Source organism: Dactylosporangium sp. NPDC049140 (assembly GCF_040648435.1).
The window spans coordinates 341,667-356,152 of record NZ_JBEZDS010000002.1; the positions used below are offsets into that span (position 1 = coordinate 341,667).

13 protein-coding genes are annotated in these 14,486 nt (G+C 72.2%); 10 read left to right on the plus strand and 3 right to left on the minus strand.

Annotation, left to right across the window (positions count from 1 at the left end):
* Positions 1–50 precede the first annotated feature (50 nt).
* Positions 51–1,241 (plus strand): 23S rRNA (adenine(2503)-C(2))-methyltransferase RlmN, encoded by a 1,191-nt coding sequence (gene rlmN, locus AB0B76_RS05235; protein ID WP_360369589.1) that lies wholly within the window; start codon positions 51–53, stop codon positions 1,239–1,241.
* A complete protein-coding gene (locus AB0B76_RS05240) occupies positions 1,238–2,551 on the plus strand; it encodes a DivIVA domain-containing protein (RefSeq protein ID WP_360369592.1) in 1,314 nt (437 codons plus the stop codon). Before rlmN ends, AB0B76_RS05240 begins: the two co-directional genes overlap by 4 nt.
* Positions 2,552–2,670: 119 nt before the next feature.
* Here the strand turns inward: AB0B76_RS05240 and AB0B76_RS05245 are convergent, their stop codons facing one another.
* Positions 2,671–2,889 carry a DUF2631 domain-containing protein gene (locus AB0B76_RS05245; protein ID WP_360369595.1) on the minus strand — a complete coding sequence of 73 codons (219 nt, stop codon included), beginning with the start codon at positions 2,887–2,889 and terminating at the stop codon, positions 2,671–2,673.
* Between the two features lie 159 nt (positions 2,890–3,048).
* On the opposite strand from AB0B76_RS05245, the gene AB0B76_RS05250 reads away from it, so the two are divergent.
* A complete protein-coding gene (locus AB0B76_RS05250) occupies positions 3,049–4,656 on the plus strand; it encodes a Rieske 2Fe-2S domain-containing protein (protein ID WP_360370225.1) in 1,608 nt (535 codons plus the stop codon).
* Positions 4,657–4,659: 3 nt separating this feature from the next.
* Entirely contained in the window at positions 4,660–5,364 is a 705-nt protein-coding gene (locus tag AB0B76_RS05255; protein WP_360369598.1) for a DUF2786 domain-containing protein, read from the plus strand.
* A gap of 57 nt (positions 5,365–5,421) precedes the next feature.
* On the opposite strand, the gene AB0B76_RS05260 is transcribed toward AB0B76_RS05255, so the two are convergent.
* A complete protein-coding gene (locus tag AB0B76_RS05260; RefSeq protein WP_360369601.1) occupies positions 5,422–6,441 on the minus strand; it encodes a YihY/virulence factor BrkB family protein in 1,020 nt (339 codons plus the stop codon).
* A gap of 214 nt (positions 6,442–6,655) precedes the next feature.
* Here AB0B76_RS05260 and aspS point away from each other — a divergent pair, with 214 nt between their 5' ends.
* The 6 genes from aspS (at position 6,656) to AB0B76_RS05290 (ending at position 13,507) form a co-directional block, all read left to right on the plus strand.
* A complete protein-coding gene (gene aspS, locus AB0B76_RS05265) occupies positions 6,656–7,885 on the plus strand; it encodes an aspartate--tRNA(Asn) ligase (protein WP_360369604.1) in 1,230 nt (409 codons plus the stop codon).
* 305 nt (positions 7,886–8,190) lie between these two features.
* Complete coding sequence (gene dxr / locus AB0B76_RS05270) at positions 8,191–9,387, plus strand: 1-deoxy-D-xylulose-5-phosphate reductoisomerase (protein ID WP_360370228.1); 1,197 nt, start codon at positions 8,191–8,193, stop codon at positions 9,385–9,387.
* A complete protein-coding gene (locus tag AB0B76_RS05275; protein ID WP_360369607.1) occupies positions 9,384–10,685 on the plus strand; it encodes a site-2 protease family protein in 1,302 nt (433 codons plus the stop codon). Before dxr ends, AB0B76_RS05275 begins: the two co-directional genes overlap by 4 nt.
* 13 nt (positions 10,686–10,698) lie before the next feature.
* On the plus strand, positions 10,699–11,865 hold the full coding sequence (ispG, locus tag AB0B76_RS05280; protein ID WP_360369610.1) for a flavodoxin-dependent (E)-4-hydroxy-3-methylbut-2-enyl-diphosphate synthase: 1,167 nt from the start codon (positions 10,699–10,701) through the stop codon (positions 11,863–11,865).
* 75 nt (positions 11,866–11,940) lie between these two features.
* Positions 11,941–12,780: a GNAT family N-acetyltransferase gene (locus tag AB0B76_RS05285; protein ID WP_360369613.1), complete on the plus strand. Its 840-nt coding sequence runs from the start codon at positions 11,941–11,943 to the stop codon at positions 12,778–12,780.
* A gap of 43 nt (positions 12,781–12,823) precedes the next feature.
* The gene (locus tag AB0B76_RS05290) at positions 12,824–13,507 is read left to right on the plus strand and encodes a hypothetical protein (protein ID WP_360369616.1); all 684 of its coding nucleotides are present in this window, start codon (positions 12,824–12,826) and stop codon (positions 13,505–13,507) included.
* On the opposite strand, the gene AB0B76_RS05295 is transcribed toward AB0B76_RS05290, so the two are convergent.
* On the minus strand, positions 13,457–14,272 hold the full coding sequence (locus AB0B76_RS05295) for a helix-turn-helix transcriptional regulator (RefSeq protein ID WP_360369619.1): 816 nt from the start codon (positions 14,270–14,272) through the stop codon (positions 13,457–13,459). The genes AB0B76_RS05290 and AB0B76_RS05295 overlap by 51 nt on opposite strands.
* Positions 14,273–14,486: the final 214 nt, after the last annotated feature.

A 14,486-nucleotide genomic window follows, 5' to 3' on the forward strand; every position in this document is an offset into this window, starting at 1 on the left:
GCCAGCGGTCTTACAGATCATGAGGCCGGGCATGGGACACTGGAACGGCCATGACGCAGCTTCCCGTACTTAACCTGTCCTCCAGCGCGGCCGGCACCACCCCGGACGGCCGCCGCGCCGCGCTGCCCCCGCGCCACCTCGCCGACCTCGATCTCGCGGGCCGCAAGGCCGCCGTCACCGAGCTGGGCGAGCCGGGCTTCCGCGCCCAGCAGGTCTCCGCGCACTACTTCGGCCGCCTGGTGCGCGAGCCGGAGGAGATGACCGACCTGCCGGCCCGCACCCGTGAGGCGATCACCGGGACGCTGCTGCCCCGGCTGCTGCACCCCATGCGCGAGCTCGCCACGGACAACGGCACCACCCGCAAGACGCTCTGGCGGCTGCACGACGGCTCGCTGGTGGAGAGCGTGCTGATGGGGTACCCCGACCGGGTCACCGTGTGCGTGTCGAGCCAGGCCGGCTGCGGCATGGCGTGCCCCTTCTGCGCCACCGGCCAGGCCGGCCTGACCCGCAACCTGTCCACGGCGGAGATCGTCGACCAGGTCGTGTGGTTCGCGGGGCTGGCCGCGCGCGGCGCGCTGCCCGGCTGCCCGGACCGGCTCTCCCGGGTCGTGTTCATGGGCATGGGCGAGCCGCTGGCCAACTACAACCGGGTCGTGGCGGCGGTCCGTCGCCTGACCGAGCCCGCTCCGGAGGGCCTGGGGCTGTCCCAGCGGCACATCACGGTGTCGACCGTCGGGCTGGTCCCCGCAATGCGCCGGTTGACGCAGGAGGGGCTGTCGGTGACGCTTGCGCTGTCGCTGCACGCGCCCGATGATGATCTGCGCGACACGCTTGTACCGGTCAACCAACGTTGGAAGGTCGCCGAAGTGCTTGATGCCGCGTTCGAGTATGCGGCTCGCACCGGTCGGCGCGTGTCCATTGAGTACGCAATGATCCGGGATGTGAACGACCATCCATGGCGGGCGGATCTGCTCGGTCGGCTCTTGTCCGGGCGTCTCGCGCATGTCAATCTCATCCCGCTCAATCCGACACCGGGGAGCCAATGGGACGCGAGCCCCAAGCCGGTCGAGCGGGAGTTCGTCCGGCGCCTCCGGGCCGCTGGTGTTTCCACTACTGTGCGTGACACCCGTGGTCGGGAGATTGACGGAGCCTGCGGGCAGCTTGCGGCCTCCGGAGGTGGCAAGGTGGGAGAGCGTGAGGACGGCTTGCTAGCACGGCGAGCGAACGAGGAGACACAGTGAGCCAGGGTCAGCGGTTCCGGCGCCGTGCGATGCGTCGGGGATACAAGGTCGACGAGGTCGACTCGTTCCTCGACCGGGTGGAGGCAACCCTCTCCGGAGACGCCATGGGTGCGCCCGTGAGCGCGCAGGAGGTCCACGACGTGGTCTTCCGCGTGCGCTTCGGCGGCTACGACGAGTGGCAGGTCGACCTGCACCTCGACCGCGTCGAGCGCCAGCTGGCCGAGCACGAGGAGCGCGGCAGCGGCGGTGGCGGCTTCGGCCGGGCCCTGGACTCCCGCAGCGGCGAGCTGCGGATGGCGCCGGAGCGCATGGACCAGCAGCGCATGCCCGACCGCATGGAGCAGCAGCGGATGCCGGAGCGGATGGAGCCGCAGCGCATGCCCGACCGCGTCGGCATGGCGCCTCCGCCGCCCGACCGCATGGGCCCGCCCCCGGGCCCCGACCGGATGGGCCCGCCCGGGCCCGACCGGATGGGCCCGCCCGGGCCCGACCGCATGGGTCCCCCCGGGCCGGACCGTATGGGGCCGCCCGGCATGGACCGCATGGGTCCCCCCGGTATGGACCGCATGGGCCCGCCCGGACCCGACCGCATGGGTCCCCCCGGACCCGACCGCATGGGCCCGCCCGGCATGGACCGCATGGGTCCGCCGCCGATGGAGCGGCCCGCGGACCGCACCATGGGCATGGACCGGCCGGTCGACCGCACGATGGAGCGCCCCGCGCCGCCACCGCCCGGCGCGCCGCTGCCGACCCGGCCCACGCAGCCCCCGGCCGGCCCGCCCGGCGGCCCGGGTGGCCCCGGCTACGGCCGCTACGACGAGCCCACCTACGGCGGTGCCTTCGACGACGACCGCGGCTACGACCAGGGCCCGCGCGCCCCTCGGGCCGACATGACGGCCGAGATCCGCATGGATCGGCCCGAGCCGTCCACCTACGGCGGCGGCCCTGGCCCGGACCGTGACCCCTACGGCGCCCCGCCCGAGCGCGACCCGTACGGCGCGCCGCAGGGCGACCCGTACGGCGGCGGCGGCCCCCAGGGCGGCCCGCCGCAGCACCAGTCGACCGAGGTGGCTCGCATCGACCAGCTGCGCCGCACGTTCCAGCTGCGCCGCTTCGGCAGCGGCTACGACCGGGCGCAGGTCGACCGGCTCTTCGAGGGCGTCATGGCCTCGCTGACCGGCCGCGGCGGCCCGCTGACCGACGGCGACCTCGACCCGTCGCACTTCAACCTGGTGCCCGGCGGCTACTTCGAGGCCGAGGTCGACGCGGCGCTGAAGGAGGTCCGCGACATCGTCACACGGCGTCGCTGACTCGTGGCCCAAAGCTGAAGAGGGCGCGTCCGGCTCGGCCGGACGCGCCCTCAATCATTTGCACAGTTCGAAATACGACAGATACTCGTCATTACCCAGCGTGACGAATTGCGATCACATCAGCGCAGGCCGTTGCGGCGCAGGACCCAGTCGCCGACGAGGGCGAGGATCAGCAGGCCGGCGCCCGCGATGAGGAAGATGTCCTCGACGCGGCCGCGGTGGTTGCCGACGAGCATGGTGAGCAGGATCAGCGCCGAAATGGCGGCACCGGCGCGGGCCGCGCGCGGGTGACCCGGCTTGAGCTGGTCGGGTGAGGTCACTGGCTCGTGCTCGGACACGGCTCGTCCTTTCGGGCTGCGACAAACAGGGTGCCGCGCTGGGCGGCCGGAACTTCCGTACTGAGTCTGGCATGCGGCACCGGCCCGGACGGTTGCGGGTCGGTCGGGTAGCGTCGATCGCGCAATCTGCGGTACCGATCGAGGAGGACAGCGGTGCGGATCACCGGGACCGGCCACGCCAGCCTGCGCATCGACACGCCGGCCGGGAGCATCCTGTGCGACCCGTGGGTCAACCCCGCCTACTTCGCGTCGTGGTTCCCCTTCCCGGACAACTCGCTGCTGGACTGGGAAGCGCTCGGCGACTGCGACTACCTCTACGTCTCCCACCTGCACCGGGACCACTTCGACGCCGAGCACCTCAAGCGGTTCGTGTCGAAGCGGGCGACCGTGCTGCTGCCGGAGTTCCCGACCAGCGAGATGCGCGACGAGCTGGAGGCGCTGGGCTTCACGCGGTTCCTGGAGACGAAGTCGGAGCAGGTGCACGAGCTCGACGGCGGCCTCAAGATCATGGTCCAGGCCCTGACCTCCCCGACCGACGGGCCGATCGGCGACTCGGCGCTCTGGGTGGAGTACGACGGCGTCCGGATTCTCAACCAGAACGACGCGCGCCCGACGGACCTGACCGTCTTCAACGCGCTCGGGCCGGTCCACGCGCACCTGCTGCAGTTCTCCGGCGCGATCTGGTACCCGATGGTGTACGAGCTGCCCGAGGCGGCCAAGCGCGCGTTCGGCAAGCAGAAGCGCGACAGGCAGTTCGACCGGACCTTCCGCTACATCGACGACCTGAGGGCCGCGAACGTCGTGCCGATCGCCGGGCCGCCGTGCTTCCTCGACGACGAGCTCTGGCAGTTCAACGACATCTTCGGTGACGAGGGCAACATTTTCCCGGACCAGTGGGTGTTCCAGCAGGAGTACGCCAAGGCCGGCGGCACGAACTCGACGGTGCTGCTGCCCGGCTCCGTGATGGAGCTCACCGCGGACTCGGCGGTCACCACCCACCCGACCGACGTCGAGGAGTTCTTCGCGCACAAGCGCGAGCACCTCGAGGAGATGCGCGAGCGCAAGAAGCCGGTGATCGAGGCGGCCAAGGCGAGCTGGCGCCACCCCGAGGTCGACGTGCTCAAGGAGATGCAGCGGCGCATCGAGCCGCTGCTGGACGAGTCGATCTACCTGGCCAACGGCGTCGGCGGCCCGGTGCGCTTCGACCTGGTCGGCTACGACGGCGAGTCGGTCGAGTCGATCGTGGTGGACTTCCCCGGCAAGCAGGTGCGGGCCTACGCCGACGAGAAGGTGCGGTACCGCTTCCGCACCGATCGCGCGCTGGTCGAGCACCTGCTGTTCATCGGGGAGGTCGACTGGGTCAACTCGCTGTTCCTGTCCTGCCGGTTCTCGGCCGCGCGCATCGGGCAGTACAACGAGTTCGTCTACGCGTTCTTCAAGTGCCTGTCCGAGGAGCGGCTGCAGTACGCGGAGGGCTGGTACGCCGAGCAGAAGCCCGACGCCGAGGACATCAAGCTCGGCGACTGGATCGTCCAGCGCCGCTGCCCGCACCTCAAGGCCGACCTCACCCGCTTCGGCATCGTCGACGGCAACACCCTGACCTGCCAGCTGCACGGCTGGAAGTTCGACCTGGCCAGCGGCCGCTGCCTCACCAGCGTGGGCCACGAGCTGCGGTCCCGGCCGGCCGGCACCCCGGCGCCGAGCGCGGCCGACGGGAGCGCCGCGGACGCGAGCATCGCCGCGGCCGCGCCGGTCGCGAGCGAGTAAGGGTTGCTCGACAAGGTTCGCAAGCTGCTGGCCAAGGCGGAGGACCCGGCCTGCACGCCGGAGGAGGCCGAGGCGCTCACCGCCAAGGCCCTGGCGCTCATCGCGAAGTACGGCATCGACCAGGCCCTGCTCGACGCCCGCGCCGAGCGCGCGCCGGTGGTCGGCAACCGGCTCGTCGAGCTGTCCGCGCCCTACCTGCGGGAGAAGGCGTACCTGCTGCACATCGTGGCGGCCGCGCTGCGCTGCCGGTCGATCCGGCTCGAGCGGCGTACCGCCGACGGCCTGCGGGTGTCGGTGCACCTCTTCGGCTTCGAGTCCGACGTCGCCGGCGTCGAGCTGCTGTTCGCCTCGCTGCTGGTGCAGGCGGCGCGCGGGCTGCTGCGGGAGGCCGTCCCGGACGGGCAGCAGGCGGCCGCGTGGCGGCGCTCGTGGCTTGTCGGGTTCGGCTCGGCGGTGCAGCAGCGCTTCGCCGCGGAGGCGGCCCGGGCCGAGGAGCCGCCGGCGCCGGGCACCGCGCTGGTCCTGGCCGACCGCGACCGCGCGGTGGACCTGGCCGTCGAGGCGGAGTACCCGAACGTCCGGGCCGGTCGCCGGCGACGGCTGAGCGGCGGGGGCTTCGAGGCGGGCAGCGCGGCCGGGCGGCGGGCCGACCTGGGGGCGGTACGGGTGGAGACGACCAAGCGGGCCGAGGTCACCGCCCGGAGCTGACCGGCCCGGGCGCCGATGGGGCCTCCTCGACGCCCGGGGGCGCCCAGCGGTGGGGCATCACCGGGGCTGGGACGCCGCCCCGGCGGGCTTCGGCCCGGGCGCCGATGGGGCCTCCTCGACGCCCGGGGGCGCCCAGCGGTCGGGCATCACCGGGCCGGGCACGCCGACGCGGCGGGCCTCGAGCTGGGCGCCGAAGGCGATGCCGAAGAAGAGCACGACGCCCGTCGCGTTCGCCCACAGGAGTAGGGCCATGATGCCGGTCAGCGAGCCGTAGGTGGCGCCGAACGCCCCGCTGCCCTGCACGTAGAGGGCCAGCATGGCGCTGATGCCCCACCACAGCGCCGTGGACAGCGCGGCGCCCAGCAGCAGCCACGAGAAGGCCGGCTGGCGGCGCCGGGGCGCGAACCGGAAGATGGCCGCGACCGCGCACACGACCAGCAGGACGCTCGCCGGCCAGCGGACCACCAGCCACACCGCCGCGACCGGGCCGCCCCAGCCGGGGTACCGCATCCGCAGCGACGAACCGAGGGCGTCCCCGGCGACGAGCATCAGGAATCCGGCCAGGGCGGGCAGCCCGGCGACCGCGGCGAGCACGGCGGCGCGGGCGTACTTCAGGTGCGCCGGCCGGTCCCGCTCCACCCCGTAGATCCGGTTGGCGCCCCGCTCGATCTGCGCCATCGCGGTGGTGAGCGCGAGGAGGCCCGTGAGCAGGCCCAGCAGCAGCGCGACCTCGCCCGCCTTCTCCGAGCCGCCGGGCGTGAGGAGGTCGTGGACGACCTGCTCGCTGGCGCCGGGGGTGAGCGCGAGCACGGTGTCGGCCACCACTGCCCCGCCCTGACCGACGCCGAGCTTGCCGGCCAGGCCGGACAGGGCGATCAGGAACGGCACGATCGCGAGGCACAGCTGCAGGCCGAGCGCGCGGGAGTGGCTGAACCCGTCGCCGTACCGGAAGCGCAGGAACGCCTCGCGGAAGAGCCGCCAGCCGCCGTGGTGGCGCAGCGCCTGCCACGCGTCGTCGGCGGACAGCTCGTCCCGCGCCATCGTGCGGGTCTCCGGCACCTGCCGAGTGCTGCTCACTCGTCCGGAAATTCCCGTCGCGGCGAAATCACAAACCCGCCACACTCCTAGATGCGGGGCGGGCGGGTGACGACCGCCGTGGATGCCCCGCCGCGTGGCCCGGCGCACGGGCGAGAGGCCGCGGCAAGCCGCCGCGGTGAAGGTGTGGTGGCACCGCGACCGGCCCCATCGCCCACACCTCCGGGGAGCGTCCCTTCCCAGGAGGTGTTTTTCCATGTCGTACCGCGTGCTGTCCACCGAGATCGCCGAGCACACGGGGGAGTCGATCCGGCTCGCCGGGTGGGTCCATCGCCGCCGGGTGCTGGCCCGCGTCACGTTCCTCATCGTGCGCGACCGCGCGGGCCTGGCCCAGGTCGTGGTCCCCGCCGGCGTGCCCGTGCCCCCCGAGGAGTCCGTGGTCGAGGTCACCGGCACCGTCGTGGCCAACGCGGCCGCGCCGGGCGGTCACGAGGTCGCGTACGGCGCGCTCGAGGTGCTCTCGGAGGCCGAGCCGCCGCCGGTCGAGCTGTTCCGCCCCGAGCTCGAGGCGGGCCTGCCGGCGCTGCTCGACCACGCCGCCGTCACCCTGCGCCACCCCGCCCGCCGGGCCGTGTTCGCCGCGGGCGCGGCCGCGGTCGGAGCCTTCCGGGCCACGCTCGACGGGCTCGGCTTCACCGAGATCTTCACCCCGAAGATCGTCGGGACCGCCACCGAGAGTGGCGCGAACGTGTTCGCCCTCGACTACTTCGGGCGCCCGGCGTACCTGGCCCAGTCCCCGCAGTTCTACAAGCAGGCGATGGTCGGGGTGTTCGAGCGCGTCTACGAGGTCGCGCCGGTCTTCCGGGCCGAGCCGCACGACACGTCGCGCCATCTCGCCCAGTACCTGTCGCTCGACGCCGAGCTCGGGTTCGTCCGCGACCACCGCGACGTGATGGCGGTCCTGACCCGGGTCGTGCGGGCCATGACGGAGGCGGCCGGGCTCAGCGAGGTACAAATGCCGCAGGAAATTCCCGTCGTGCACTTCGCCGAGGCCCTCCGGCTCGCGGGCGCCGACCCGGACGAGCCCGACCTCGCCCCCGAGCACGAGCGCGCGCTCGGCGCGTGGGCGCTGCGGGAGCACGGCTCGGACTTCGTGTACGTCGAGGGCTACCCCATGGCCAAGCGCCCGTTCTACACGCACCCGCAGCCCTCCGAGCCCCGCTGGTCCAACTCCTTCGACCTGCTCTTCCGGGGCCTGGAGCTGGTCACCGGCGGGCAGCGGCGGCATCGGTACTCCGACTATGTCGCCGTGCTCGGCGAGCAGGCCGCGGGGCTGGAGGGCTACCTGGAGGCGTTCCGGCACGGGATGCCTCCGCACGGCGGGTTCGCGATCGGCCTGGAGCGGTTCCTGGCCCGCCTCTGCGGGGCCGCGAACGTGCGCGAGACCACGCTGTTCCCGCGCGATCTGCACCGCCTGACGCCCTAGTAAATCGTTTGCCCCGCACTTAATGATGATCTATAATTAATACATGCGTACGAACGGGGACGGCATCTGGGATTCACCGCGCTGACTCATGGGGGCACGCTCGGCGTGCGTCGTACAGGCCCAGCTCAGACCGCTGTTGAGGATGTCCGGCGGGAGCAGTCGAGGCCCTGATGGAGAGCGGCCGGCGGGGGGAGACTGCCGGCCGCTCCTCCGCGTAGATCCACAAAGGACGGACGTCTCGGTACGGCCTCGGGCGCCGCCCGGCCCCGGCCTGACACAATGGGGGTGTGACCCCCCGCGAGATCGTGCTGCTGGGATCGACCGGATCCATCGGTACGCAGGCCATCGACATCGTCAAACGCAACCCGGACCGCTTCCGGGTCGTGGCGATCGGCGCCGGCGGCGGCAACGTCGCCCTGCTCGCCGCCCAGGCGCTCGAGCTCGGCGTGGAGGCCGTCGGGGTCGCCCGGGCCAGCGTCGCCCAGGATCTCCAGCTCGCCTTCTACGCCGAGGCCCAGCGCCGCGGCTGGGCCACCGGCGACTTCAAGCTCCCGAAGATCCTCGCCGGCCCCGACGCGATGGCCGAGCTCGCCCAGTGGCCGGGCGACACCGTGCTCAACGGCGTCGTGGGCTCCCTGGGCCTCGCGCCCACCCTCGCCGCCCTGCGCGCCGGGCGCACCCTCGCGCTGGCCAACAAGGAGTCGCTTGTCGCCGGCGGCCCCCTGGTGCGCGCGGCCGCGAAGCCGGGGCAGATCGTCCCGGTCGACTCCGAGCACTCGGCGCTCGCCCAGTGCCTGCGCGGCGGTGCCCGCGGCGAGGTACGCCGGCTGGTGCTCACCGCCTCCGGCGGGGCGTTCCGCGGCCGGACCCGCGACCAGCTGCGCGACGTGACCGTCGCCGAAGCGCTCGCCCACCCCACCTGGAACATGGGCCCCGTCGTCACCATCAACACCGCCACCCTGGTGAACAAGGGGCTCGAGGTGATCGAGGCGCACGAGCTGTTCGCCGTGCCCTACGCCGACATCAGCGTCATGGTCCATCCGCAGTCGGTGATCCACTCGATGGTCGAGTTCGCCGACGGCTCCACGCTCGCCCAGTGCAGCCCGCCCGACATGCGCATCCCGATCGCCCTCGCGCTCGGCTGGCCCGACCGGGTCGCCGACGCCGCGCCGGCGGTCGACTGGACCCAGGCCCACACCTGGGAGCTGCGGCCCCTCGACGAGGAGGCGTTCCCCGCGGTCGCCCTGGCCAAGGCGGCCGGCGCGGCCGGGCGCTGCCGCCCCGCGATCTACAACGCCGCCAACGAGGAGTGTGTGGCCGCGTTCACAGCCGGTGATCTGCCCTTCCTCGGCATCGTGGAGACGCTGGAGCGGACCCTGGCCGAGGCACCGGATTTCGCGGAACCAGGTACCGTCGATGACGTGCTCGCCGCCGAGTCCTGGGCGCGGGCCCACGCCCGTGCGCTCATCGCCGCGGGCGCCGACCGGAGAGGGGCCGAATGACCTTCGTGCTGGGGATCGTCCTGTTCGCACTGGGCATCCTGATCGCCGTCGCGATCCACGAGGCCGGACACTTCTGGTCCGCCCGCTGGTTCGGCATGAAGGCGACCCGCTACTTCATCGGCTTCGGCCCGACGATCTTCGCGTTCAAGCGTAACGGGGTCGAGTACGGGCTCAAGGCGCTCCCGTTCGGCGCGTTCGTCAAGATCGTCGGGATGACGCCGCAGGAAGAGGACATCGACCCCGAGACCGGCAAGTCCGGGGCCGACGACCCGAAGGCCATGTGGCGGTTCCCCGTGTGGAAGCGCACGATCGTCATGGCCGCCGGCTCGATCACGCATTTCGCGCTGGCCCTGATCACGCTGTGGATCCTGTTCTCGTTCGTCGGCATCCCGGACGGGAGCAAGGCCAACCAGGTGCCCGTGCGCGTCGGCTCGATCAGCCAGTGCGTCAGCCCGACGTTCCAGTACGACCCGAGCACGAAGAGCCAGAAGGCCTGCGACCCGAACAGCGACCCGCAGAGCCCGGCCGCCCAGCTCGGCCTGCAGCCCGGCGACATCATCCTGGCCATCGACGGCCGGTCCATCGGCGGCAACCAGGCGCTGCGCGACGAGCTCAAGTCCGACGTGGGCAAGACCGTGACGGTGCAGTACAAGCGGGGCGAGCAGACCCTCAGCGGGACCGCCGCGATCCCCGAGGCCCAGCGGGTCAAGTCGACAATCGACCCCAACAAGACCGCCGACCAGATCACGCCGGACGACCTCGAGCGCGGCGGCATGCTCGGCATCACGGTCGACATCCGCAGCAGCGACCTGCCGACCCTGCGCTACGGCCCGGTCGACGGGGTGAGCCAGACCGCGTCGGCCACCGCGACGCTCGTCGAGCGTACGTTCGCGTCGTTCAAGCAGATCCCCGAGCGCATCCCCAACCTGTTCAAGGCGATCCTCGGCGAGAAGCGCGACCCGAACACCCCGGTCAGCGTCGTCGGCGCCAGCCGCATCGGCGGGGAGCTGTTCGAGCTCGGGGACTGGGCGTCACTGCTGTCGCTGTTCGCCACCCTGAACCTGTTCTTCGGCATCTTCAACCTGTTCCCGCTGCTGCCCATGGACGGCGGGCACATCGCGATCGCCTGGTTCGAACGAGTCCGCTCGTGGATCGCCGCCCGCCTGGGCAAGCCCGATCCCGGTCGGGTCGACTACTACAAGCTGGCGCCTATCACCCTGGCCGTGATAGGTGTCCTCGGCGTCTTCGTCCTGCTGACGGTGACCGCCGACTTCGTCAACCCGATCACGCTGAAGTAAGGGCGCCTCTTTCATGACCGCTGTCAGCCTTGGCCTGCCCGCTGTGCCCCCGCCCCCGCTGGCACCCCGGCGCAGGTCCCGTCAGATCATGGTCGGCTCCGTCCCCGTGGGCGGCGGTGCCCCGGTCTCGGTGCAGTCCATGTGCACCACGCTCACCGCGGACGTCAACTCAACGCTGCAGCAGATCGCCGAGCTGACCGCGTCCGGCTGCCAGATCGTCCGGGTCGCGGTGCCGAGCCAGGACGACGTCGAGGCGCTGCCCGCGATCGCGAAGAAGTCGCAGATCCCGGTGATCGCCGACATCCACTTCCAGCCGAAGTACGTCTTCGCCGCCATCGACGCCGGCTGCGCCGCGGTCCGCGTCAACCCGGGCAACATCCGCCAGTTCGACGACAAGGTCAAGGAGATCGCGAAGGCGGCCTCCGGCGCCGGGGTGCCGATCCGCATCGGCGTGAACGCGGGCTCCCTCGACAAGCGGCTGCTGGAGAAGCACGGCAAGGCGACCGCCGAGGCCCTTGTCGAGTCGGCGCTCTGGGAGTGCTCGCTGTTCGAGGAGCACGGCTTCCGCGACATCAAGATCTCCGTGAAGCACAACGACCCGGTCGTGATGATCCGGGCGTACCGGCAGCTGGCCGAGCAGTGCGAGTACCCGCTGCACCTCGGCGTCACCGAGGCCGGCCCGGCGTTCCAGGGCACCATCAAGTCCTCCGTCGCCTTCGGCGCGCTGCTCGCCGAGGGCATCGGCGACACCATCCGGGTCTCGCTCTCCGCCCCGCCGGTCGAGGAGATCAAGGTCGGCCAGGCGATCCTCGAGTCCCTCGGCCTGCGCGAGCGCGGCCTGGAGATCGTCTCGTGCCCCTCCTGCGGGCGGGCCCAGGTCGACGTGTACACCCTCGCCGACCAGGTCAGTGCCGCGCTCGACGGCTTCCCGGCGCCGCTGCGGGTCGCCGTGATGGGCTGCGTCGTCAACGGCCCCGGCGAGGCCCGCGAGGCCGACCTGGGCGTCGCCTCCGGCAACGGCAAGGGCCAGATCTTCGTCAAGGGCCAGGTCATCAAGACGGTGCCCGAGTCGCAGATCGTGGAGACCCTCGTCGAGGAGGCGCTGCGGCTGGCCGAGGAGATGGGCGTGGAGATGCCCGAGGAGCTGCAGGGTCTCGGCCCTTCGGTGACCGTGCACTGACGTTCGTCTCCGCCGCTTCACCGGGGCGTGGGGTATGTGCAGCCATCTTCGGCTGGATCTGGCAGGCTGGTAGACATGCTGACGGTGGCTGCGCGGCTGCTCGGCGACGCCGAGCGGGGATCGGTCGAACGCCTGCTCGATCGGGACCCGTTCGGGGGTGCCCAGGTGACCGAGCGGGTCTCCATGGCCGGGCTCGCCTGGTGGCGGCAGGACGCGCGGATCTTCGGGTACGGCTCCCGCCGCAACCTCGAGTCGCTGTGCTGGGTCGGGGCGAACCTGATCCCCGTGCACGCCACGTCCGCCGCCGTCGCCGCCTTCGCCGAGATGGTCGCCGGCGAGCCGCGCGGCTGCTCGTCGATCGTGGGCGCGGCCGACGCGGTCCTCGGGCTCTGGTCGCACCTCGCGCCCACCTGGGGCCCGGCCCGCGACGTGCGCCCCAACCAGCCGCTCATGGCGATCAGCAACCCGTCGCCGATCGCGCCCGACCCGAACGTCCGCCTCGTGCGCCCCGACGAGATCGACATGCTCTTCCCCGCGGCCGTCGCCATGTACACCGAGGAGGTCGGGGTCTCTCCGACCGCCGACGGCGGGGAGCGCTCCTACCGCGAGCGGATCGGGGAGCTGGTGCGGGCCCGGCGGGCGTACGCGCGCTTCCACCACGGCAAGGTCGTGTTCAAGGCCGAGCTCGCCGTCGTAACCCGGCACACCGCCCAGATCCAGGGCGTCTGGACCGACCCGGAGCTGCGCGGGAACGGCCTCGCGACGGCCGGGATCGCGGCCGTGGTGCGCGATGCGTTGCGCCGCGTGGCACCATCGGTCAGCCTGTATGTGAACGACTACAACCTGCCTGCCCGCCGTGTGTACGAACGCTGCGGATTCGAGCAGGTTGGCACGTTCGCGACGGTACTGTTCTGATTATCCTTTTCCGGGTTCACGTGGGGGCGGTCGCATGGGTCAGATGATCCGGCAGATCGGGCCGAACACGACTCGCTACTACTGGTACCCCGGCGACAAGAAGGAGTGGCTGCGCGCCCTCGTCGCCGTGGTCTCCGGCGGGGCCGTGCTGGGGCTGGGGTACTTCTTCACCCGCAGCTGGCTCGCCGCCACCGTGCTCGGGCTCTCCGTCGCGGCCGGGGTCGCCGGCTTCAACTTCGGCCGCCGCGACCTCGCCGCCGCCGACGAGCTCAACGCCCGTACCCCGCGCCGCGAGGTCGCCTCGGCCGCGGGCCGTGCCGCGTGGCGGGGCCTCGTGCAGGGCGGCGTGGTCGGGTTCGCGGCCCTGGTCATCGTGCACCTCCCGGCGACCGGGGTGGTCGCGGACTGGCTGCTGCCGCTGGTCCCGGGGGTCGCCTTCGGGCTGGCCCGGCAGGCGGCGCTGGTGGCGCGACGGCTCAGCCACGAGTCGACGAAGGCCACGCAGCTCGTGGGGCCGGACGCTACTCGGCGCCTCTCGGAGGACGGGGCCGACCCCGTCACCCCGCTCGATCGCCAGCCGTCCGGGGTTCGCGCCGACGCGGGCCCCGGCGACCGGCACGGGTCCGGGGTCCGCGCCGACGATGCCACGCGGCGGATTGATCCGGACGAGACGCTGTCACACTCCGGCCCGCTCTCGCAGCCCACAGAGGACGTCCGCCGTTCGTGAGCCGGGCGCGGCCGTGTAGAAGACCACGCGCTGCCCGCTGTCGTCGGCGTGGAGCACCTGGCATTCGAGCTCGAGCTCGCCGTACTGCGGATGGGTCAACGTCTTGACCGTGGTCCGCCGCACACAGACGTGGTGCTGGTTCCAGCGCCGGGTGAACTCGGGGCTGGCCGCGTGGAGCCGTTCGATCAGCGCGCGGATGCCCTCGTCGTCCGGGTACCGCACGGACGCGGCCCGCAGATCGGCCACCGACTCGTCGGCGAACGACCGGAACTCGGCACTGGCGCCCGGGCCGATCGGCATCGGCCCGCAGAACGCGTTCCAGATCATGTTCCGCTCGGCCGGAGGCTCGCCCATGAGCCGGATCGCCATCTGATTCCACGCGAGCAGGTCGTACTTCGCATCGATGACGAACGCGGGCGTGTCGTCGAGGCGCTCGAGCAGGTGCATGATCCCGGCGGGCACGACGCGACTGGCCCCGGCGGGCGGCCCCGGCTGCTCGCCGGCGAGCCGGAAGAGGTAAGCCCGCTCGTCCTCGAAGAGCCGCAGCGCGCGGCCGAGCGCGGAGAGCACCTGGCGCGACGGGTGGGGCCCGCGGCCTTGCTCGAGCCGCGCGTAGTAGTCCACCGAGATCCCGGCGAGCTGGGCGACTTCTTCGCGGCGAAGCCCGGGCGTGCGGCGCCGTACGCCGACGGGGAGGCCGGCCTCGGCTGGGCCCACTCGTGCGCGCCGGTCCTTGAGAAACTCGGCCAGCTGTACCCGGTTCATGCCTTTCATCGTGCGCGACCGAGCGGCGCCGAACCAGGGACCACCAGTCCGATGTTGGGCTGCGTCTCTGCGGTCTGAGCGGGGCCGACCTGGCTCGACCTGCACCGACGGTGCGCCGACGCCGCGTCTGCGTCCAGGTTTGCGAGGCTCGGCCGCGTCCGCCGATCCGCGGCTGGGCGCCCGTGCCCTCTTGCCGCGTCCGCGTCTGCGCGTT

Bases quoted from the DNA above. Each gene is read 5' to 3' on its own strand.
- rlmN (WP_360369589.1), top strand. From the start codon at position 51: ATGACGCAGCTTCCCGTACTTAACCTGTCCTCCAGCGCGGCCGGCACC.
- aspS (WP_360369604.1), top strand. From the start codon at position 6,656: ATGTCGTACCGCGTGCTGTCCACCGAGATCGCCGAGCACACGGGGGAG.
- AB0B76_RS05275 (WP_360369607.1), top strand. From the start codon at position 9,384: ATGACCTTCGTGCTGGGGATCGTCCTGTTCGCACTGGGCATCCTGATC.
- ispG (WP_360369610.1), top strand. From the start codon at position 10,699: ATGACCGCTGTCAGCCTTGGCCTGCCCGCTGTGCCCCCGCCCCCGCTG.
- AB0B76_RS05285 (WP_360369613.1), top strand. From the start codon at position 11,941: ATGCTGACGGTGGCTGCGCGGCTGCTCGGCGACGCCGAGCGGGGATCG.
- AB0B76_RS05290 (WP_360369616.1), top strand. From the start codon at position 12,824: ATGATCCGGCAGATCGGGCCGAACACGACTCGCTACTACTGGTACCCC.
- AB0B76_RS05295 (WP_360369619.1), bottom strand. From the start codon at position 14,272: ATGAACCGGGTACAGCTGGCCGAGTTTCTCAAGGACCGGCGCGCACGA.